Annotated in this window: 18 protein-coding genes and 1 riboswitch; of the genes, 5 read left to right on the forward strand and 13 right to left on the reverse strand. The window is 39.2% G+C overall.

The window, feature by feature from the left end; translation table 11 throughout:
- Positions 1 to 72: 72 nt before the first annotated feature.
- Both cydC and cydD read right to left on the reverse strand, forming a co-directional pair.
- On the reverse strand, positions 73 to 1,782 hold the full coding sequence (cydC, locus tag ABVF21_RS01325; RefSeq protein WP_371017319.1) for a thiol reductant ABC exporter subunit CydC: 1,710 nt from the start codon (positions 1,780 to 1,782) through the stop codon (positions 73 to 75).
- Positions 1,779 to 3,512, reverse strand: a complete 1,734-nt coding sequence (cydD, locus tag ABVF21_RS01330; RefSeq protein WP_371017320.1) for a thiol reductant ABC exporter subunit CydD — start codon at positions 3,510 to 3,512, stop codon at positions 1,779 to 1,781. Before cydD ends, cydC begins: the two co-directional genes overlap by 4 nt.
- A 258-nt stretch (positions 3,513 to 3,770) precedes the next feature.
- Here cydD and ABVF21_RS01335 point away from each other — a divergent pair, with 258 nt between their 5' ends.
- Entirely contained in the window at positions 3,771 to 6,014 is a 2,244-nt protein-coding gene (locus ABVF21_RS01335; protein ID WP_371017321.1) for a hypothetical protein, read from the forward strand.
- 46 nt (positions 6,015 to 6,060) lie between these two features.
- Here ABVF21_RS01335 and msrA read toward each other — a convergent pair whose 3' ends face one another.
- The 4 genes from msrA to ABVF21_RS01355 all read right to left on the reverse strand — a co-directional run bounded on the left by msrA (position 6,061) and on the right by ABVF21_RS01355 (position 10,153).
- Entirely contained in the window at positions 6,061 to 6,711 is a 651-nt protein-coding gene (gene msrA / locus ABVF21_RS01340) for a peptide-methionine (S)-S-oxide reductase MsrA (RefSeq protein WP_194221613.1), read from the reverse strand.
- Between the two features lie 99 nt (positions 6,712 to 6,810).
- A riboswitch (SAM riboswitch) is annotated at positions 6,811 to 6,924 on the reverse strand.
- 87 nt (positions 6,925 to 7,011) lie between these two features.
- Positions 7,012 to 8,415: a Na+/H+ antiporter NhaC family protein gene (locus ABVF21_RS01345; protein WP_371017322.1), complete on the reverse strand. Its 1,404-nt coding sequence runs from the start codon at positions 8,413 to 8,415 to the stop codon at positions 7,012 to 7,014.
- Positions 8,416 to 8,610: 195 nt separating this feature from the next.
- Positions 8,611 to 9,654 (reverse strand): type 2 isopentenyl-diphosphate Delta-isomerase, encoded by a 1,044-nt coding sequence (gene fni, locus ABVF21_RS01350; protein WP_226613046.1) that lies wholly within the window; start codon positions 9,652 to 9,654, stop codon positions 8,611 to 8,613.
- Positions 9,635 to 10,153: a glycosyl-4,4'-diaponeurosporenoate acyltransferase gene (locus ABVF21_RS01355; RefSeq protein ID WP_303531574.1), complete on the reverse strand. Its 519-nt coding sequence runs from the start codon at positions 10,151 to 10,153 to the stop codon at positions 9,635 to 9,637. The genes fni and ABVF21_RS01355 overlap by 20 nt, the downstream gene beginning before the upstream one ends.
- Positions 10,154 to 10,331: 178 nt before the next feature.
- On the opposite strand from ABVF21_RS01355, the gene ABVF21_RS01360 reads away from it, so the two are divergent.
- The 4 genes from ABVF21_RS01360 to ABVF21_RS01375 are packed head-to-tail and all read left to right on the forward strand — an operon-like array spanning position 10,332 to position 15,248.
- Positions 10,332 to 11,837, forward strand: a complete 1,506-nt coding sequence (locus ABVF21_RS01360; RefSeq protein ID WP_371017323.1) for a phytoene desaturase family protein — start codon at positions 10,332 to 10,334, stop codon at positions 11,835 to 11,837.
- A gap of 17 nt (positions 11,838 to 11,854) precedes the next feature.
- Positions 11,855 to 12,667 carry a carotenoid biosynthesis protein gene (locus ABVF21_RS01365; RefSeq protein WP_371017324.1) on the forward strand — a complete coding sequence of 271 codons (813 nt, stop codon included), beginning with the start codon at positions 11,855 to 11,857 and terminating at the stop codon, positions 12,665 to 12,667.
- Positions 12,667 to 13,788, forward strand: a complete 1,122-nt coding sequence (locus ABVF21_RS01370) for a glycosyltransferase (RefSeq protein WP_371017325.1) — start codon at positions 12,667 to 12,669, stop codon at positions 13,786 to 13,788. The genes ABVF21_RS01365 and ABVF21_RS01370 overlap by 1 nt, the downstream gene beginning before the upstream one ends.
- On the forward strand, positions 13,785 to 15,248 hold the full coding sequence (locus ABVF21_RS01375) for a phytoene desaturase family protein (RefSeq protein ID WP_371017326.1): 1,464 nt from the start codon (positions 13,785 to 13,787) through the stop codon (positions 15,246 to 15,248). Before ABVF21_RS01370 ends, ABVF21_RS01375 begins: the two co-directional genes overlap by 4 nt.
- 146 nt (positions 15,249 to 15,394) lie before the next feature.
- On the opposite strand, the gene ABVF21_RS01380 is transcribed toward ABVF21_RS01375, so the two are convergent.
- From ABVF21_RS01380 to ABVF21_RS01410, 7 genes are all read right to left on the reverse strand, one after another.
- Entirely contained in the window at positions 15,395 to 16,144 is a 750-nt protein-coding gene (locus ABVF21_RS01380; protein ID WP_303531566.1) for an AAA family ATPase, read from the reverse strand.
- A 345-nt stretch (positions 16,145 to 16,489) separates the two neighbouring features.
- Positions 16,490 to 17,422: an alpha/beta hydrolase gene (locus ABVF21_RS01385; RefSeq protein ID WP_303531563.1), complete on the reverse strand. Its 933-nt coding sequence runs from the start codon at positions 17,420 to 17,422 to the stop codon at positions 16,490 to 16,492.
- Between the two features lie 74 nt (positions 17,423 to 17,496).
- The gene (locus tag ABVF21_RS01390) at positions 17,497 to 18,054 is read right to left on the reverse strand and encodes a GNAT family N-acetyltransferase (RefSeq protein WP_371017327.1); all 558 of its coding nucleotides are present in this window, start codon (positions 18,052 to 18,054) and stop codon (positions 17,497 to 17,499) included.
- A gap of 242 nt (positions 18,055 to 18,296) precedes the next feature.
- Entirely contained in the window at positions 18,297 to 19,133 is an 837-nt protein-coding gene (locus tag ABVF21_RS01395; RefSeq protein WP_303531560.1) for a phytoene/squalene synthase family protein, read from the reverse strand.
- 7 nt (positions 19,134 to 19,140) lie between these two features.
- Positions 19,141 to 20,577 (reverse strand): phytoene desaturase family protein, encoded by a 1,437-nt coding sequence (locus ABVF21_RS01400; RefSeq protein WP_371017328.1) that lies wholly within the window; start codon positions 20,575 to 20,577, stop codon positions 19,141 to 19,143.
- On the reverse strand, positions 20,574 to 22,076 hold the full coding sequence (locus tag ABVF21_RS01405) for a phytoene desaturase family protein (protein ID WP_371017329.1): 1,503 nt from the start codon (positions 22,074 to 22,076) through the stop codon (positions 20,574 to 20,576). Before ABVF21_RS01405 ends, ABVF21_RS01400 begins: the two co-directional genes overlap by 4 nt.
- Positions 22,077 to 22,194: 118 nt before the next feature.
- The gene (locus tag ABVF21_RS01410) at positions 22,195 to 22,695 is read right to left on the reverse strand and encodes a metallophosphoesterase family protein (RefSeq protein WP_371017330.1); all 501 of its coding nucleotides are present in this window, start codon (positions 22,693 to 22,695) and stop codon (positions 22,195 to 22,197) included.

The following is a 22,695-nucleotide window of genomic DNA, read 5'->3' on the forward strand; positions in this document are numbered from 1 at the left end:
AAAGTCAACAAAAAAACTTCCAATCGCTATTTTCTTTTCAGTAAGCGATTGGAAGATGAGACTCCATCAATATTAAAGAAGGACACTTTTCTCTATTTCTCTCATTTGATAGAAATAGCCCTTCATTTTCATCAATTCTTTATACGTACCACTTTCTACGATTTGACCTGAATCCATTACGATAATTTGATCCATTTGTTCAAGATTGTTTAACCGATGACTGACCAATAGAAGTGTATCCTCTTTCGCTTGTTCAAAAAGATGCTTGAGAATTGACCTTTCAGTAAGAAGGTCGACTGAGGAAGTCGGTTCATCTAATAACCAGACTCGTTTACCCTTTAAGAAGGAACGAGCGATAGCGAGGCGCTGTTGCTCGCCACCAGAAAGGTTCGATCCTTTTTCGTGCACGCTATAATCGAGAGAAAAGTGTTCTAGCTGGACAGCTTGAAGACTTTTCATTAACTTTTCATCGGATAATGACTCTCCGGCTAGGAGCAAATTATCACGAATCGTACCTGAAAAGAAATGATTTTGTTGCAGGACGACATTCGTCTCGCTCCAGATATTCTCTTCGGAAAGCGATTGAATGGAACGATCATTCATCTCTAATGTGCCACTTCCCTCAAAGAACTTTAAGAAAAGTTGTAAAAGAGTCGATTTTCCAGAACCACTTGGTCCAACAATAGCCGTTTTTCCTCCTGCTGGAATATGAACCGTTACATTAGTTAATGACTTTCTTATTTCCTTTGGATAAGAAAAAGTGACATTTCTTGCCGATAGAGAAAAAGCTTTCTTTTTCGGAAGATCCAACTTTTCTTTCTCTTCCACCCATGGCTTCCCTTCTACAGATGACAATCTTTTCGAAGCTACTATGCTATCTTGCAAATAAGCAGGCATGATAGCCAATGGCACTGCGTTCTCAAAGGACGTTAAAGAGATCAGGACAAGCATGGCAAGAAACACGCCATCTAGTTCTCCCGTTGTAACAAGATATGAACCGACCCCAATAACACTCCAGGTTACAAATAAAGAAACAAATGAATTAACAGCTTGATGAAGCACTTCTTCTTTTCCTTCTTTGCTTTGAGCAATCCCATAGTCGTTGGATTTTGTTCTAAGATCGCTTTTCTTTCCTTCAACCTCACTCATGATTTTCAAATCACGATAACCAGCGAAAAACTCAGCTGAATCAGCAGCAAATTCTCCTCTACTTGAACGAACCTTTCGATCCTTTTTTCGAATACTCCACGCAAAGTAACCCGGAATCACAATCCCTGTAAAAATCACTCCAAGTAACATTAGAAGTGCAATTTCGAAAGAATAGAATAGCGTAAACCAAATCGTAACAAGGAATATGAGAATAAAAACAATAGGTGGATAAAAAACGCGAAGGTAAAAATGCTGCAGTCGATCAATATCTCCTACAATTCTACCTAGCAAATCTCCACTGCGATATCGCTGTGACAACCCTGCCGCTATTGGCTCAAGCTTTTTATAAAATGAGACGCGCATGTTGCTTAAAATGGAAAACGTCGCGCGATGAGAATATATCCTTTCAAAGTAGCGTCCAGCTGCGCGTGCAAGTCCAAAAAATTTCACAACAGCTGTTAAAATCGCTAATGCAAACACAGGTAACGATAAGGCTGCCTTCGAAATTAAATAGCCGCTAGAAGCAAACAAGGCAACAGCTGTTATTCCCGCAATAAAACCAAATAATATCGAGAGGAGGATATCCCGTTTCTCTGTCAGCATCTCACGCCATACAAATGCTAGCTCTCTCATAATGTGACCTCCCCCTTCTGCGTATCAACCATATCACGATACAACTCACTTGAAGCATAAAGCGATTCATCGGTTCCTTCCGCGATCAAGTTTCCCTTATCAAGTAGTATAATATGATCGGCATTTCGTATTGTATGGATACGGTGTGCTACAGTAATCATTGTTGCGTTTTTTGATAGCTCTTTGATCGAAGTGTGAAGAACTTTCTCTGTATATAAATCAAGTCCCGTTGTTGGTTCATCAAATAAAATAATCTCTGGTTGTTTTATAAATGCTCGAGCAAGCGCAATTCTCTGCTTCTCTCCTCCGGATATCCCTCTTCCGGACTCACCAATAACCGTCTCAAAACCATTTTCAAGAGAAGCAATAAACGAGGAAATACCAGCTTTCTCAGCCGCCGCTTCTATTTGTATTTTATCCGTACTTTTTGATCCAATCGCGATATTTTCAGCGATCGTTCCAGTAAACAAATACGGGTTTTGTGATATAAAGCTTATCTTTGAAAACCAGCTTTCTTCATCTAAACTTGTTAGGGGAATTTCGTCGGCGGTAATAACACCTTCTTGAGGTGGAAGCAATCCACCAAGCAAATTCAAAAGCGTCGATTTTCCAGATCCACTCCGACCAATCACGGCCGTATTGCTATAAGGTTTAATAGTTAGATCAATAGAGGATAATCCAAATCCACTCTCCTGATAGCGATAGGAAACGTTCTTAAACGCTAACAGTGGTGGCCTCTCCTTCGTTTCAAGTAATCGATCTCCCCATTTCATTTCGTCACTTTCACGATGAAGTTCTTCACTTACCTTTTTCATTGCACTCATGCTACCTCTACCAGTATGAAAAGCACTGCCTAGTTCCTTTAGGGAAAGATAGAACTCAGGAGCAAGCATGAGAAGGAAAAAGGCTGTAGCAAAAGACATGCTATTAAACACAATGAGACGAAGACCAATCTCAAGAGCGATAATCCCAATGCTTAACATTGAAATAAGCTCAAGCATAAGGGATGAGACAAACGCAACCTTAAGAACTTCGAGCGTTGCATCTCGATAATTCAAGCTACTTTCTTCCATTATCGAGCGATATTTCTTCGATTGACGAAACAAGTTTAACGTAGTCAAACCCTGAATTGTATCAAGAAAACGACCAGAAAAAACGGTCATTTGCTCTAGCTTCTCCTCGGATTTTTTCTGAGTACGAATGCCGATAATAATATAAAAGAGTGGAATGAATGGAGCCGTCACGATCATTATTAGCCCTGTTTCAATATGCTGAGTTGAAACTGCGATTAGAATAAAAAAAGGAATAACCGCCGTTTTAAACACTTGTGGAATGTATTGACTATAATAGGAATCAATCTCATCCACCGCATCTAGTAAAACGCTCACTTTCTGTCCAGATTTACCCTGGTAAGACGTTAAAAGTGCGTCTCGAGAAAATTTATTCAAAAGCGCTTCTCTTATTCTTTGTTTCACAATAGTGGCCATATTTACGCCTGCTTTTCCCATTAAATAAGATACGCAAGGGCGTAGCGCCATGACAATCAGTAAGCCAATGAGATACGGTGAAATTTCTGAATATGCTAGTCTCTCAATAAATACCCGATTCACTATTTCTACTGTAAGAAAAGCCTGTACAATAATGGATGCGCCAATAATAAGAGCACCTAAAATCATGAACAAGTGTGTGATTTTAAAACCTGAAGCATACGCTTTAAGTTCGTTCTTCACCTAATCCCCCACCTTTAGTTTCACAACAAACATACGTTTGTGAAATATTTCACATTAATTCTTAATTCCTATTGTACGACTTATACAAAGGAGAAGCAAATACTATGCAACGATCATTTTTTACAATTAAATGAACGAAATCTGTGCTAGAGTCATCGAGCCACTACTTATTCAATTGAGGCATTCTTAGATTTAGCATTCTTCCTCATTTCCTATTTGCTATAATGAAATCAGCAGGATAAGAAATGGAGGATTAGCGTGGAACACGAACCTGAATTTGAAAAAACGCGTAAAAATACACACAAACGAAATAAATTAAAGCATTTATTGATTTCTTTTACTCAACCATTACAATCCTTCTTTAAAACCATGTGGAAAGGAGCTTCTTACGGCGCTCTTTTTATGACAATGCTGCTAATCTTTTCGATTGGGTTTGATTTTCATACTGGACTGGGTCAAATAATGGACATTATTCTTTTCCTATTAATAGCAGTTGTCAGTACACTACTCACCGTTAAGATTGGTACATGGTTCGTAGAGCATTTCAAAAGATTACCCTCTCTTCTCATTGCAAGTATTGGAGTCTCGCTTGCTATAACCATTTATACATTAGATCAATTTCGTCAATTAGAGAACATCCTTCCGCTCTCCTATCTTTTAATTGCAGTCGGTATCATCCTTGGCGCCATGTTCGGATACCCTCTTTCTAAAGGGATCAAAAAGCCAATGTCTATGATCATGCTACTGTTTGGTATTTTAGCAACGTCTGCTTTTTCATACTGGTTATTCACACCTGGTTTGATGAATGATCGTCTCTCTATTAATGTAGAGCCGCTCTCACCTGTTAGTGATAACCCTTCAGAATACGGCTCATTTGATGTAACTACTTATACATATGGAAGTGGTAAGGATAAGCAACGTCCTGAATTTGGAGAGCAAGTTGATATTCAAACGATGTCAGTTAACGCTTCAAGTATGATTGGAGAATGGTCCAAAGAACGTGAGTGGTTCTGGGGCTTTAAAGACACCAATGTGCCACTAAATGGACGTGTATGGGTGCCCAAAGGACAAGGGTCTTTCCCCCTTGTCCTTATTGTCCATGGAAACCATAAGATGGAGGACTTCTCAGATGAAGGCTACAATTATTTAGGAGAGTTACTCGCTAGTCGTGGCTTTTTAACAGTATCAGTAGATGAGAACTTCTTCAATTCATCATGGTCTGGAGGCCTCGCAGGAGACATTAATGGACGCGCCTGGTTGCTGCTTAAACATATTGAAGAAATGGAGAAATTATCGTCTCAAAAAGATAATCCATTATTCAACAAAGTGAATATGGATCAAATTGCTTTAATAGGTCATTCTCGCGGTGGTCAAGCTGCCATTTTAGCAGCAAAATTCAATGACCTTGATCGTTATCCAAATAACGGAAACATGACTTTTGATTTCCATTATAATATTGAATCTGTTATCGCACTTGCACCGACGGATTATCAAACACTTTCAGATCGAAAAATCGAAGTGGATGATGTCAATTATTTATTGCTTCAAGGTTCTTATGATAGTGATTTATCGGAATTCGAAGGCGACCGACAGTATAATGGGATTGATTTAACTGGCAGAAAAGAAGCTATGAAAGCAGCCCTTTATATTGATCGCGCCAATCACGGACAATTTAACACAACGTGGGGAGAAAACGATACGTATTTCCCTTTCACGCTTTTATTAAATAAAGAGCCTCTTCTTAAAGGCACTGAACAACGACAAATAGCCCGCACATATGTTGCTGGATTTCTTGAAGCGACGCTTCATCAAAATGAGTCTTATCAACCGATGTTTGAGGATTATCGCTATGCTCTCGAATGGCTACCTGATACAACATACATTAGTAAATACGAAGATCCTTCGTATCATATCTATAGCACTTTTGAGGAGGACGTTGATGTCACAACAACAACTTCTCCTTATATCACCATAGAGGCTAATAGCTTGCTGCAATGGTATGAAGGAGAGCTTGAATTTCGACGCGATAAAGAAAGAGGTACTCATGGGGTCTTTTTGAAATGGGATCATTCCTATTCAAAGAACGGCACGTACAAATTAAATTTCAAGAAAGCCCTTCAGGATCCATTTGCTTATACAATGAACAGTTCATTAACATTCACAGCAGCAAACCTTTCAGATCCATCTGACCAGCAACCTGTTGATTTCACAATCACGGCTAGTTCAGATAACGGAGCGTCCGCTAGTGTTAAGCTGAGTGACGTCATGCAGTTGCAAGGTGTTCTTCCTATTCTACACACAAAAACAAAATACTTCGAAGAAGGACGTTATGGTGAACCTACTGAACCGGTTCTCCAAACCTTTAATATCCCGATGCAGCAATTCTTAGAAGCAAACGATGCCTTTAATCCGAAGAAGATGAATGCTCTTACATTTGAATTTAATGAATCAGAGAAAGGAAAAGTCTATATTGACCAAATAGGTGTCAATCAAGGTGATTAACTAAAAAAGGCCTTCCCTCATGACGATGAGGGAAGGCTTTTTTCTATTATGAAATTTTGCAAGAAGACTGTCCACGCTTTGCAAGATAGCTTTGATGATATTCATCTGCTCGATAGAATGAAGTGATTGGTACAATTTGCGTCACAACTGGTTTTTTGAAGCGTCCGGATCGCTCGAGTTTTTCTTTCGCAATCAATGCTATTTCTGCCTGCTCATTTGAATGGTAAAAAATCGCTGAGCGGTAGCGTGTTCCGACATCTTCTCCTTGTTTATTTAAAGAGGTTGGATTATGATTTTCAAAGAAAACTTCTATAAGTTCTTCATAAGTAATGAGCGAAGGATCATATTCAACTTGGACAGATTCGGCATGGCCTGTTAATTCAGAATAAACATCTTCATAAGTTGGATTAATCGTCTCTCCTCCTGTAAACCCTGCTGAAGTTGAAATAACACCGTTCAATTGTTGAAATAGCGCTTCTACTCCCCAAAAGCACCCTGCTGCAAATGTTGCTTGTTCCACTGTGACCACTCCGTTTCCTTTTCTCTGTATGGTTTTATTTGATCGAGCATATATGTTTTCTAATTCATTTAGTGATAACATATAAAGTTGCTTTTCACCCTTCTTATATATCCCTTGTGAGAGAAGGGTCTTAATAAGCTGTTGTTTTCTTGCTTCGTTATCCATTAGTGTATGCAATATCAGTCTCTCCCTCTACTAAAACATATTTCCAAATGAGGGTGCATAAAAAAACCCTCATCTGCTCGAACAGAAGAGGGTTTGGATAGACCGAGCCTCTTCTCATTTTTCGACTTTCGTCGCAGGAATTAGCACGGTTCCAATTGAACACAAGTTCATAGGTCCGTTGCCGAGGTATCTAAGGGCCAGTCCCTCCACCTCTCTGAATAAGAAGATCCTTTAAACAAAGGATTATTAAGTTAGTCCCAATAATAAATGGTTTTAAAACGGATGTCAATACAAAAGTACTCATAAAAATAATTATATTACAAAAGAGATAACAAAGTAGCCAGCTGCAGTTAATCCCGCCGCTAATAAAGCTGGGCCAAGCTTAAATTTCGCATATGTCATAGGATTCAACTGCAAGATCCTCGCAACTGTATTCGTATTGTCACTTAGCGGAGAAGCAAATGCGCCAAATGTCCCACTCGCAAACACAGCTCCAATGACAACAGGGAGATCTGCTCCTGTAGAATACCCTAATGAAATACCAAGCGGCATTAAAATTCCCCATGTGCCCCATGATGAGCCAATAAAGTATGAAATAAACGCACCAACGAGAAATAAGACTGGTGGTACAAATAAAGTAGGAATCCAATCAAGGTTTGAGGTAACAAAAGATGAGAAGCCAAGAGCTTCTGTTGAAGCTGCTAAGCCCCAAACAACAGTAAGCAAGACGATGACCGGCATCATCTCATTACCCCCTTCGATAAAATAAGTAACAAGGTCCTTTAAAGAAAAACGTTGAAATAAATAGAAAACGAACGTTAAAAGTACTGTAGTGAGAAGTGCAAAGACCATCGCGTCGAGCACATCTGCTTCAATAAACGCCTTGATTAAAGAAGTAAACCCCTTCTGATAACCACTCCAATATGTGAGAAGAAGTGTTAGGAGAATAACTCCTCCAAGAGGTATTAATAAATTCATCGGTTTCGTAGGAAGATCCTTCGCCACTGCTGGATGACAATCTTCCCATTGATCATCAAGCTTTTTTTCCACATTACCTGCGTCTGTAGCAGGCGTTTTTCGATGATGGAAAAAACTCAAATAAAAGCCAATCAATAAAATACTAATCGAAAAAAAGTTATAAGGGATACTTTGAAGGAAGTAACGATAGCCATCTCCTTCAATACCTTCCGCCTTAAGTGAAAGCTGCACAACAGATGACATATAGCCGACAAAAGCGGTAGCAATTGGCATTAAGACAATGACTGGTGTTGCTGTCGTTTCTATCACAAATCCAAGCTCCTGAGGAGTGATTTTCACTTTATTTAAAAGAGCTTTCATGATTGGGGCTACCGTTACAATGCGGAAACTAGGAGCACTAAATGTTCCTAGCGTTGACACCCACGTCAGAAATAACGCTCCTTTTTTTGAGTTGATTTTGGATGAGGCAACTTGAACAAATCCTTTTATCCCACCAGTATATTTCATCAATCCGATTAAGCCCGTAAACATATATAGAAAAAGGACGATTTTAACATTATTTTCATCTTTCAAACCAGTCATTATAAATTCATAGAACTGTTGTAAACCAATGATCAATCCAGGTTTGTATATAAATGATGCTGTTAGCAAACCCGCCGTTAATCCTGGGATCACTAGTTTTGTTTTCATCGCAATGATAATGACAACGATAAACGGAAAAATGGATAACCAGGCCATTAGCGTCGCCCTCCTTAAGCTCTAGTTTGCTCTCTAGAGAACGACCTATACTACGGGAACCGATAATGTTGATTCCTCATTCATATGAGCAAGTGGAGTTGCTCGAATTCAATGGTGCCATATGGGTTAAATAAGACAAATTGAACATCGTTCCTTAACTTATTCATACAAAAAAGCCAGAGCTCAGTGCTCTGACTATTTCTTTTTTAATGCGCTATTGTATTTTAATCTATTGATCGATGCAGCTCCAATTCCAAACATAGCCGTTCGTAATTCGAACTCAATTCGCTTTAATTGATCTGATAGCGCTTCTTCACTATCATCTACCGCATTTTCAAGTAATGCCCTACCAAATCCAGACACATCCGCACCGAGAGCAATAGCTTTAGCTGCATCTACACCATTTTTTAGTCCGCCACTTGCAACCATCGGGACATCGGGATGCTGTTTCCTTACATCAATAATACAATCAGCTGTCGGATTACCCCAATCTTGAAAAGCTTCGGCAGCTTGTTGTCTTAATGTTTGATGGGAACGAAAACTTTCAACTTGAATCCAGGATGTTCCACCCGCTCCAGCAACATCAATAAAACTGGCACCTGCACTTATAAGACGCTGAGCACTCTTCGCATCGATTCCCATGCCAACCTCTTTAATACCGAGTGGAACAGGGATCGCTTTTGCTACTTCTCGAATTTTATCGATTAAATCTTGGAAATTTGTATCACCCTCAGGTTGGAATACTTCTTGTAATGGATTTAAATGAAGCAGAAGCGCATCAGCTTGAATGAAGTCAATCGCTCTCTTACACTCTTCTACTGTAAAACCATAATTGAGTTGAACAGCTCCAATATTAGCTAGTATAGGAATGGTTGGTGCATGTTTTCTTACGTCGAATGAATAAGCGGATTTCGATTCTTGAATAGCTGCACGCATTGAGCCTACACCAAGCGCCCAACCATGTGCTTCAGCAGCTTTGGCAAGACGTTTATTAATCTCCCAAGATCGCTCTGTACCCCCCGTCATTGAACTGATCAGAAATGGCGTCTTCAATTTCTTATTAAGAAATTGAGTGGAAATATCGACTTCATTATAATCAATTTCTGGTAGTGGATTATGCTTAAAACGATATTTTTCTAACCCCGTCGTAAGTCCCTGTCCTTCCACGTCTTCCGTTAGACAAATATCAATATGTTCGTTCTTTCTTTTTTCGGTTTGATCAAACCCCAAGTGTTCCAATGGAATTCCCCCTGCGCTGCTCTTTTTTCAACTGTCGATGTAATAATGGTTTTAACCTGAGTCGATTGTACCTTTGTATAAGAATAAATGGAAGATTAACTATTAAAGAATACCCAACCATTACTAAACCAATACTCAAAGGATTCCATAAGAAAAACAAGAATGAAGGTGGTATGAGAAGCCAATGAGTCACCTCTGCACGTCTTGTCTCTAAGATAAATTTCCTTATATAAGAAGAAGTGAGCGTTTTGAGTTCTTTCTTCCGAAATCCTCCTTTAAACACATCTCCCCCATCAGGTAGTATTGTTTTCCACTTCTTTATCTGGATACGATCATACACTTTCAGTTCCCATTTCTTATTTTGTAACATTGATTTTTTAGATTCATAAAAGGAATCTGGCAACCGAAGGCAAATATAAGAGATAGAAACATGAATGATCAGCCAGGCAAAAATATTCACTAAGATTAACCCTACGATCGATAAGTGGATGACCTGCATACACATTCCTCGTTTCAAAATTGTTTAACATATCCAAGATTAGGTAATTATTATGTCAGGAAACCTATTATACACTGTAACAGCGTTATGATTCCTTTACAAAGGTTATACCCACACTATACAATTACAGTGTATAAATGTCGACGCTTGAAGTTAATTCGATGAAGGAGGAGATGGAATGAGCAAAAAAACAATCGTTATTGGCGCTGGACTCGGAGGTCTTTCGGCAGCTATTCGTCTGGCAGCCGATGGACATCAGGTTACCATACTGGAAAAAAATGAGCGCGCTGGCGGCAAATTAAACAAACGTTCCGGCCAGGGGTTTAAATTCGATACCGGTCCTTCCATTCTAACAATGCCGTGGGTCCTTGAGAAGCTATTCAAAAGCGCAAACCGAAATGTAAACGATTATATGACCATTAAACGTATTGAACCTCAATGGAGAACTTTCTTCGAAGATGGCGCCCAGATTGATGTAACAAGTGATATTGCTGTTATGTTATCTGAAGTACATAAGCGCTCAGAAAAAGATTATTCCAACTTCCTCTCCTATTTAGATTATTGCAAAACGATGTTCGATTTAAGCTTAAAAAGCTTTTACAAAAAAAGCTTATCAGGCATTCAAGATTTGCAAAAACTGCATTCATTTAAAGACCTTCTCACAATGAACCCTATGAAATCAATGAATCAGGCAACGGAAAAATATCTTGATGATAAACATCTTCAGCAGCTCTTTAACTTCTTTATTATGTATATTGGCTCATCACCTTATCATTCCCCTGCCATTCTTTCACAACTAGTTTATGTGCAGCTTGGCCTTGGTATTTATTATGTTGAAGGCGGTATGTATAACATAGCAGAAGGAATGCTTAAGCTACTTGATGAGCTAGGTGTGGACGTACAAGTCAATACAGAGGTCGCTGAGATTCTCACCGTAAACAAAAAAGCAGCTGGTGTAAAACTTGCGAATGGGACGATGATGGAGGCAGACTTAATCGTTAGTAATCTTGAAGGCATCCCTGCCCACGAGACGCTTCTTAAAGGAGAACCTGGGGCTGAAAAAGTGAAAGATGAATTGAAAAAATATACTCCTACCGTTTCGGGCCTTGTGTTGTTACTAGGTGTAAATAAGACGTTTGATCACCTTCAACACCACAACTTTTTCTTCTCGAAAGATCCCGAGCTAGAATTCAAACAAATATTTGATGAAGGCGTCCCTGCTGACGACCCAACTGTCTATATTGGTGTCTCATCAAAATCTGACCCAACTCAGGCACCGGCTGGAAAAGAAAATCTCTTTGTCTTAACACATGTTCCTCCTTTAGAGCCTGGTGAGAGCTTTGAGAAACATCGCGGTAGATACCGTGAAATCGTCCTAGATAAATTAGAACGAATGGGTATGACAGGTCTTCGCGAATCAATTGAATTCGAATATCAGTTCATTCCAGATGATATTAAGAGTTTATATGGTTCTAACGGTGGCTCTATCTATGGTGTAGCAACGGATCGTAAAGTGAACGGCGGTTTTAAAATACCATCTAGAAGTTCACTAATTGATAATCTGTACTTTGTAGGTGGTTCAACACATCCAGGTGGTGGCGTACCAATGGTTACACTTTCAGGTCAGTTAACTGCAGATTTAATTGCGGAAGATCAGAAATTGAAAGATGAACAAACTGGCTAAGAAAGGGACTTCGCAACATGATGAGATGGGATAATGTAATCTTTCGACTATTTATTTTTTGGTACTGCTGTGGGTTGATCCTTGTTGGCTTCGACCTACTTCCATCGTTTCTTAACTGGGCAAATGCCTTCTTTCTTATACTCTGTGGAATATTAGGCACCTTTTATTTTGTACGAACGTTTGGGGCTTTGCGGGGGCTTTCAACAGCCTCCTTTATCTTTGCTTTCAGCATGATCGCAGAGGGCTTAGGCGTTCATTATGGTTTAATCTTTGGAAAATATGATTATTCCGGTGATTTTGGGTTTAAATTAGCTGACGTTCCAATAGGAATTGGTTTTGCTTGGATTATGGTGATTGCCGTTACTCATGTGCTATCGCTTCAAATGACGGAAAAACTAAATCACGGCATCATAAGATGGGTCGTCTACTCCCTTTTAGGCTCCCTTATTGCCGTTTTAATTGACTTAATCATTGATCCCGTCGCCTATTTAGTGAAGGGTTATTGGGGATGGGACGGAAACGGCGTTTATTATAACGTTCCTTTCCAAAATTTCACGGGCTGGTTCTGGGTATCCCTTTTCTTCCACGTCTTACTCTATCCTCTCTATATGAGGAATAAGATTCCAAATAGGACTTCTTTCATTAAATGGAAGCATCGAATGGCCATGTTATTTGGTATGGTCATGGGGATGTTTATTTTCCTTGCTCTGCTTGATGGACTTTGGCTTGCGGTCTTTGTAACATCGATTCCTACACTGCTTCTGCTAATTACCTATAAGAAAAAAGCGAAGCAAAATGGACGCGCTACAGCGGGAGAGGTGACCGTCTAATGTTGCTCATTTATATTAGCATTCTTACAGCGTTTGTCTTGTGGACGATCATCAATTCACTCTTCATGCCACGTCTATCAAATCGAAGTATTCAGGGGGATGAGAATGGTCGAGTATCCATTCTTATCCCTCTTCGTGATGAAGAACGAAACGTTGAAGAACTCCTTCAAAGTTTAAAAAAACTCACATATCAAAATATCGAATTTCTTCTACTTGACGACCACTCTAGTGATCAAACATTGAATTTACTGTATGAAGGAACAAAAAATGATCCGAGATTTACGATTATTCGTGGTAAAGATCTACCTGAAGGTTGGACTGGGAAAGTATATGCTTGTCATCAACTAAGTGAACATGCTAAAGGACAATACCTACTGTTTAATGATGCAGATTTAAGACTGTCGCCAAATGCGGTTCAAGCTGCACTCTTATTAATGAAAAAGCGGGAGGCTTCCATGATAACAGGGTTTCCTGCTTTTCCTGTAAGCTTGTTTCTTGAAAAGCTTCTTGTACCACTTCAGCATTTTGTCGTTCATTTCCATCTTCCATTAGCACCAGCTAATTGGACGAACCTACCCTCCTTCACCGCTGCTCATGGGGCATTTATAATGGTTCATACGGAATCATACAAACAAGTTGGTGGTCATAAAGGGATTCGCGCCACACTCCTTGATGATATTGATTTAGCAAAAACATTTAAGAAAAAAGGACAAAGAGTTATTATTGCCAATATAACAAATGTGGTCACTTGTTATATGTATCAAACGAATCGCGAAGTGTGGAATGGTTTCACCAAAAACCTTTTCCCAGGTCTCGGGCGCTCTCGTTTCCTAATATGGATCCTCTTTATCTTTTATGGCATTTTCTATCTCGGTCCTCTTATTTTACTACTTGCAGGGCTTTATACAGCAATAACAGGTTCACTTATAGTCGCACTCTTTTACCCCTATGTTCTAATCGTGCTTCAAAAAGCATGGATTGATATAAGAACGAATCAAAGAGTCACGTTATCGCTCCTCATGCCACTAAGTGCTGTCGCGTTTATGACTCTGTTGATCCATTCTATGCGCACAGGTTTAAGGCAGAAAGGTTATGTTTGGAAAGGAAGAACGTACTCATGAAAACAATCGCCGTTATTGGGGCAGGACTCGGTGGGCTCTCTGCTTCAATTAAGCTAGCTAGCAAAGGATACAATGTACACGTTTATGACAAAAATGAATACGCAGGTGGGAAAATGATGCCTGTTAACCTGGGGACACATCACTTTGATTTCGGGCCAAACACGATGACAATGCCTGAAATTTTTGATTCTGTATTTGAAGAAACAAACCTTAACCCCAGGGATTATTTCACGTGGATGAAGCTCGACCATCATACAAGAAATATAGACTATGATGGTCAATCTTTTATGATGAGCACAGACGAGTCTTTCATGATAGAGCAACTACAGAAGCTTGATTCATTTGCAGCGAATCATTATCCCGCTTATCTCAAAGAAATTGAACGACTCTATCATTTATCCAAATCATCATTCTTTCCGAGGATGTTTACAAAGTGGAATGATTACTTCTCTCCTACATTGTTTCGTGCAGTTATTAAAGTGAGACCGCTTGAGAAAATGAATCACTTTCATGAACGCTATTTTCAGCACCCTCTTTTATTAAAAGCTTTTAATCGCTATTCTACATATATTGGTTCCTCCCCCTTTCTCTCGCCAGCTACTTTTGCGATGATTGGATATCTTGAGATGGTGCAGGGAGTTTATTATGTTAAGGGGGGAAACACCAAACTTGCTGAAAGTCTAGAATCCGCTGCAAAACAGCTAGGTGTTACTTTTCACTTAAATACTGAAGTGAATCAAATACATGTTGAAAATAAAAAAGCGAAGCAAATTGAAACGGCTTCTGATCGTTTAGACGTAGATAAAGTTATTATTAATGGAGACTTATTGAAAGCCTATCCAGCATTAGTTGATGAGAAAGAGCGGCCATCCATGCCTAACATAAAAATTGAGAGATCATCTCCTTCCATCTCTGCTTTTGTCATCATGGCTGGATTATCAACAAGACTTCCTGATCTCGTACATCATCAAGTATACTTTGCTCAAAATTACAGTCATGAGTTTGAAACGCTATTTAAGGGAGAATGGCCTGACGATCCGACGATCTATATTTCAAATTCTTCAGCAACAGACCCTTCTGTTTCTCCTGATGGAGATAATCTCTTTATTCTAGTAAATGCGCCTCCTGTGTCCGAAAATAACCAAATTTCCTTAGAGGAATATAAAGAGAAAATATATGATAAGTTGGAGAAGCATGGATTACCTATAAAGAAGCACCTTGTCACGGAGAAGGTCATCGGACCTGAAGAAATTAAAGAACGTTTCTACGCTTTCAGAGGGGCACTCTATGGCATTTCTTCGAATTCTTTAAAAAATAGTTTTCTTAGACCTTCCAATCAATCAAAGGATATCTCGAATATCTACTTTGCTGGCGGAAGCACCCATCCTGGTGGTGGTTCTCCAATGGTCGTCATTAGCGGGAAAAATGTAGCGGATCGAATCATTAGCGAAGATCACTAGTGTACAAGTACAAAATGATTCGGTAAGGAACGCCATTCATATTAGACAATCTAAACAAGTTTAAAGTGCCCTCCAAACGCAAGCTTCATTTGGAGGGCACTTTTCAATTTAATTTATCAATTATTTCGTCTAAACACCATCAACCCTTAATTCTTCAACAAATGATGCAAAAGGCGATCTTTATCTTCAAAAAATTGTTTCATCGTCACATAATGATCAGTTCCTTCTAACGTTACGTCACTCATGCTATCGGCATTTAGCTGTAGGATTCTTGCCTCAGGGTATGCCATTAAAATTGGTGAGTGTGTCGATATAATTAGTTGAGAACCTTCTTGAACAAGCTCATGTATTCTCGTTAACATCGATAGCTGCCTAATCGGTGAGAGCGCCGCTTCGGGTTCATCTAAAATGTACAACCCTCTTCCTTGAAATCGGTACATAAATGTAGCAAAAAAAGACTCTCCGTGCGATTGTTGATGAAGTGATTTCCCTCCAAAAGAATCAATAATTTTCGGACCAAATCCCTCTTGATCTAATGCTTCAATATTCGTAGCTAAATTGTAATATGTCTCGGCTCGAAAGAAAAAAGAATCATCTGGTCTATGAATTCCTCTTGTTAATTTCAAATACTGATGCAAATTTGAGTGAGAATCATAGCTAGAAAAATTGAAATTCTTCGTGCCACCTTCAGGATTCATACCTAGTGTCCCAGCTATCCCTTCTAGCAGCGTTGATTTCCCCATCCCATTCTCACCAACAACATACGTAACATTTGGGTGAAAGATAAGTTCATCCTGTAGACTTTGTACAGCGGGTAGAGAGAACGGAAATTCATTGTCTTCCGTTTTTTCTAAACGGACACTTCTAATATACTGTGTCTCTTTCGTTAATTTCACTTGCTTCCTCCCTTATGTCATATCACTTAGGAAAACCTTCCTGAACATCTAAGAAAAGGTTGGAATAATCTTCTATTGAATGGGGGTTGACCCCACTACATCGATCAAGACTATGACGGTGGTTGATCTTTATGCTTTTCAAAGCAAGTAAAGCAGTATAGCTGACCATTCCAACTAACTCCATCGAGAAAACCATTCAAGCAATAAACTAGTTTCTTACAGTTTGTACACTCACCAACTCGTTCTCTCATACGATCACCCTTCCAAAGGATTAAACTATTGTGATCAAAAGAATGCGGCCTTAAAAATAGACGAATGTAGGCTCATTATTTCTAAGGTTTTTCTCTAATCCCTTTTATTAATAAACTGCAAAGCCCGGTGAAGCCATTCATTAAACTCCTCCGGGTATTCATGATCTAGTCCTTGAATGATCTTCAGTTCATGTGCAACCTCTTGAGCTTCCAACAACTCTGATAAGGCTTTAGACCCCTCAAGACAATCATCATCTTCATCACCACAAATGATATAAGCCTTTATATTTGAATTCTTTAAAGAAGCGATAGCATCTCGCCATTCATCAATATTAGGAATCCATGGTGCCACGAAAATAAATCCATCCACACATATACGCTGCTCGAGAATCGCTCTAAGTGCTACGTGACATCCAGCTGAAAAACCTCCAATAATCAAGTTATCTCTAGAGGAAAGGGTATTCACATGGTCCTCTATTTCTTGTACCCCTAAAGCAACGTCTTCCCATTCATAAGCATCTGAAAACTGGATTTGAGATGATTGAGGAAAGGCGAGTTTATACTTTTTCGTTGCTGCTCGGTTCCAAGCTACAGCAGTCATTTCAGCATTCTCTTGATCTCCATGAATAACCATAAGAACGGGACGTTCTTGTTCATCCTCGTTATTTAAAACCGTTAACGCTGGTTTTGCTTGTTCCATCGCCTTTTCTTCTCTTTGTTTACAAAGCTGAACCAATTCTTGAAATTCATCAAACTCACGGAGGGAATCCAAGTCTTCATCCGCTTGTAAATACTCATACGCATACCAGTATCCCTGTTCCATAATGGCTTCCCTCATGATCGCAAGGGCTTCCTCTTTTAGGTCAGATGCAGCTGCAAGAGCATATTGAAAATTGAAGAGCTGCGCTTGATTGCCTTCCACATTCTTCGCATGCTCTTTCATAAATTGATAAGCTTTTAAACTACCACTTTCTTCATAGATTGTAATCGTTTCATTCAATAAACGTGTATAAGATCGGTTTTTCATAAGTTCCCCCAAATGATTAATAGTAAGCTACCTCTATCATGCCATATGTCTTTCGAAAACAAAACGCCTTACAATTAAGACCGAAGTTGCTCCCATTCACTTCGAAGCATCCCCATTTTGATGGCATCGTAGTAAACACCTTCTACTATCCTTGCATCTCTTATTCTGGCTTCTTCTTTCATTCCAATCTTACTTGCCACCTTGATCATACGTTCATTACCAGACCAGGTAGACATGCCAAGTCGATGAAGCTTTGTTGATCGAAATAGAAAATGGATCCATTCTTTATAAGCTTCAGAACCGTATCCTCCATTCCAGTAAGATGGATCATAAATAACAATTCCGGTTTCAAGCCAGTTAGTGAACTTATCAACCCAGTATGATCCCACTGTACCTATCACTTTATTATCTGCTTCAATGACTAACGTGTCTGGAACTCCGAGGCTAATTTTACGCTGTTGCTCCCACTCTTTCTTGTACTCTACTTTGGATATTTTTTTCTCAATGATGTATGGACCGTTCCATTTTTTTGCTTCTTGATTCTCCTCTTCATATTTCCAATAGTATAAAGTATTAATATCCTCCCATGTCGCCTCTCTTAATGTTACTTTCTTCTTCTCGATATAAATCAACAGGCTTTCCTACCTTTCTTGATGGATAAGCTCTTTCTAGAATAGCTTTCTTGATTTCTTGCATCACCCTTTTTGAATTAAGTAAGAGATCATCGCCCCTAATGATGCATAAAACATTTAATACCTCCTAATCATTTCAAATTCACTCACATGTTACAACTACTTTTCGCTTAGATTCCTTAATCTTAAAGACACTAAGGATATAACAAAAAAGCTCTCCTCCAATTGGAAGAGAGCTTTTGTCAATTTCCGGCAATCGCCGATAAAAGCGCTTCTTTTTCTTTTTCCGACACAAATGCTCGCTGGTGAAAGACATTATACTCTTTTTTACGAATGGATTGCAAAATGGCTTTGTAAAAAACCGCTGAGCTTTTCACTGGAAGGCGAGCATCTAAAGGATAATGATGCATTGCTGAGAAAGCTGTTTCGTAATGCATTTCAGCTCGAACAGCAAGCTTTTCCCAAACTTTGATAAATGCCTCATTCATTCTTCGACTTCTTAAATCTTCAACCCGATAACCTAATGATTCCATCTCAGCAATTGGCAAATAAATTCGATCTCGGTCTAGATCTTCCGAGATATCTCTTAAGATGTTCGTGATTTGCATGCCAAGACCTAACGCTATTGCACTCTCTCGAAGTTTGTCTACCTTCTTTGGAGCAAGAATTGGAAGAAGCATAAGGCCAACGGTGCTTGCCACATGATAAGAATAATGTTCAAGTTCCTCAAGCGTATAATACTTCGTTTTATATAAATCCATTTCTTGCCCAGCAATCATGTCGTGAAAAGCTTTCGTATCCATGGAGAAATTACGAAAAACATCTTCAAGAGCTAGCCACATAGGATCAGTTTTTGGTATTTCACCTTTTAGAAAAGAGGCAAATTCAGAACGAAAGACCTTTAATTCTGCTTCAGGATCTGTGCCTTCATCAATGATGTCATCAACCTGCCTGCAAAAACCATAAACCGCCCACACTGCTTTCTTCTTTGAAGAAGGCAATAAAGAAAACGCTTTGTAAAACGTTTTGGAATGATGTTTAATAATAGCTTCGCAGTGAGCATAGGCTTGTTCGAGCATCTTTCGTTCACACCCTTTCAATTTCTTTTACAAGAAGATCCGCTCCTTGCATTACGATAGGGATGCCACCTCCAGGATGGATCGAAGCTCCCACCGCATAAAGGTTTTCAAATTTAAAAGGTTTCACTTGTGGTCTAAACGCGCCTGACTGCGTAAGTGTTGGGGCGATACCGAAGCTTCCCCCTTTATATAAGCCTTCCACCTCTGCATCAGCAGGTGTGCGAATTTCTAACCACTCTATCGATTCTTTTAAACCTGGAAAACCTCTTGTTTCAAGAAGGTCGATCATTTTTGATGCAATGTTTTCCTTTTCACCCCATTCGACTGCTTCACCAGAAGGTACAGGGATCAGCACGTATAGCACGCCTTTACCAGGAGGGGCTAGTGTTTCATCAATAAGTGAAGGATGAAACGTGTAAATAGCCGGTTGGTCTGTCAATTTACCACCTTGAAAAACGTCCTTCATATGGGATGTAAAGTCATCTGTCATAAAAAATTGATGAACATCAGCATTCTCATAGACACGATCAAGCCCCATATAGAGGAGTAGACACCCTGAGGAAGCTTTGTATTTCTTCCTAGGAACTTTCTCTTTTTTTATCAGATTCTTGATCATAGGGAAATCTCCATTATACACTACTTTATCATAATAATGTTCTCCACTTGTAGTACGAATTCCTCTACACGTCTTCCCATCAATAAGTAGTTCTTCCACATTAGATTCTAAATGAATCGTTACGTTTTGAAGACGAAGATGTTTTTCTAATACAGTAATTAAGCTGGCATAACCACCTTTTAAATACCAGATGCCATGTTCATATTCGCTAAAAGGAACTAAAGAATAAAGTGCTGGGGAAGCAGATGGATTCCCTCCAATATAAAGCGTTTGTAGGGCAAAGGCGTCTTGTAACCGTTCATCTTTAAAATAATTAGATACTTGAGATTGAACAGACTGGTAAGCTTTAAGCTCGAGTAAAAGCTTCATATTATTTGGAGTAAAGAAACCTTTTCTAACAATAAAAGACTGTTCGAGAAAAGCCGCCTTTCCTTTCTTAAATCGAACTCGCATATCTTCAAGATAAGAAAGAAAATGCTGCTCTTCTCCAGGAAACATTCTTGTGATCTCTTCCAACTGCTTCTCGATATCACTTGTTTTCGTAAACGTAGAACCGTCTGGATAAATCATGCGATATAGTGGATCACATCTTACCATCTCAACTTCCTCACGAGGAACTCCCGCTTTATCCAAAAACTCATAGATCATCTCTGGAAGAAGTACGATCGTAGGGCCCTTGTCGATCTTGAATCCATCTCGTTCAACAAAAGAAAGTCTACCGCCAAGCTTAGGCGCTTTTTCATGCAGCTCAACGTTATAACCTTTTTGTGAGAGGAGTAGCGCGGAAAGCATGCCACCTATGCCTCCACCTACTATACCGATCGTCATTTCGCACTCTCCAAAAGCGCTGCTTGTTCATGAAGCATTCTGCTCGTGATTCGTGCAGATTCCATAATTGTTGGAAGTCCACTCCCCGGGTGAGTCCCTCCACCAACAAGCCAGCAATGATTTAATTCTTTAAATTGATTAGGTGGACGGAAGTACATCATTTGAGGAAGATTATGAGCTAGATTAAATGTGGCTCCTTTATAAACATTTAAATCCATCTCCCAATCTGTTGGTGTGTACATTTCCTCAACTTCGATATGCTTTTCAATATCCTTAAATTCCGTTCTTTGTTCTAGCTGATCAAGAACTAATCTTCTAAATTCATCCTTACGTTCTTCCCAATCAACTAAACTAAAGTTATTCGGTACTGGAGCAAGGATATAAATGGAAGATTTACCTTCTGGAGCAAGAGTATCGTCAGTAACGGAAGCATTTTGTACATAAATGGAAGGGTCTTCTGATAGAATTTTCTTCTTAGTAAGCTCTTCTACGTTCTTTTTATAATCAGAGGAGAAGATAATAGAGTGATGCGGTAAGTCGTACTTTTTATCTACACCCAGGTATAGCATAAAGGCTGAGCAAGAATATTTTTTCTGTTCCATTTTTTCAGGTGTATATTTTTTTACAGAACCAGATGGAATGAGATGATTTACAGCATGTGCGAAGTCAGCATTTATAATGACTTCATCGGCATAATCCGTCGTACCATCTTCAAGTTCCACACCTTTCACTGTCTTTCCATCAAGTAAGAGTTGCTTCACGCCTTTATTCATATGAACTTCGCCGCCATCTTCCTTTATAACCCTGGCCATAGCTTCTGGAATTTGATTCAGTCCGCCAATCGGATGAAAAATGCCATAAGCATGTTCCATATAAGATAGAATCGTAAAAGCACCTGGACACTCCCACGGTGACATTCCAAGGTATTTTGCCTGGAAAGTAAAGGATAGTCTTAAACGCTCATCATCGAAATAATGGGAAAGTCGCTTGTAAACACTATCTGTTACCGTCAATTTAGGTAAAGCCTTCACAAACCGCCATCTACCATAATCTAGAAGTGAATCATGCTTATTTTGAAGAATAGGCATTAGCGCTTCAAATTTTTCTTTCTCTTCTTTCATAAAACGTCTATACCCTTCACCGTCTCCTGGAAATGTCTCTTCAATTCTTCTAACCATTTCATCTTGGTCACGCGTTGGATAAAAGGAAACATCATCGAATTTCAATTCGTACATTGGATCGATTTCAATTAAGTCGATATAGTCGTGAACATTACGTCCAGATTCCTCGAACATTTCTTCGAGAATATGCGGCATATTAAGGAAGGTTGGGCCCCTGTCAAAGCGGTAGCCACTTCGCTCAAATCCAGAAGTTCGCCCCCCCACATAGGATTGTTTCTCATAAACTGTAACCGAATGTCCTTTACTCGCTAGAAGCATAGCAGCTGTAAGCCCTCCCGGACCTGCACCGATTACGATGACTCGTTTTGTTGTTGGCATCATTTTTCCCCTTCCATCCGCATATGAAACTTCGCACATATATTATACAAACATTATACATACTAACGCTATTTTGTTCAACAATTTATGCACAAAACCATCTAATTAACGTATTGCCCTATTTTTCATTAAAGAAAACATGTTCAATGTGGAGAGGTTTATTTCGTTCAACAGTAAGTTTTCCAAAAGAATATCGAGCTTGTCTCCGCTTATCAGTTGGTGAGCCAGGGTTAAAAATCACCTTACCATCATATTCTTTATGAAGAGGAATATGGGAGTGACCAAAGAGAATTAATTCGACATCATCATCTTGAAATTGAGCAACGGCTCTTTGTTCTGTTGTTTTTCCTTTACCGTGTCCATGCGTAACGCCGATTCGATGAGATTCTAATTCCAGTATGAGTTTTTCATTAAACTTATTAATAAAAAAAGCTTCGTCGACGTTTCCATAAACTCCTTTAATAGGTGCAAACGACTTTAATTCTTCGTAAACAGCTTGTGTTTGCCAATCACCTACATGAATAATTAGATCTGCATGGTACAGCTCGTTTTTAAGTGCTTTGAGAAGCTCTTTTGCCATCCGTGGCATATGTGTATCTGAAACGATAATGACGTTCAT

It is taken from the genome of Pseudalkalibacillus sp. JSM 102089 (assembly GCF_041366475.1).
Taxonomy (GTDB): Bacteria; Bacillota; Bacilli; order Bacillales; family Guptibacillaceae; genus Guptibacillus; species Guptibacillus hwajinpoensis_B.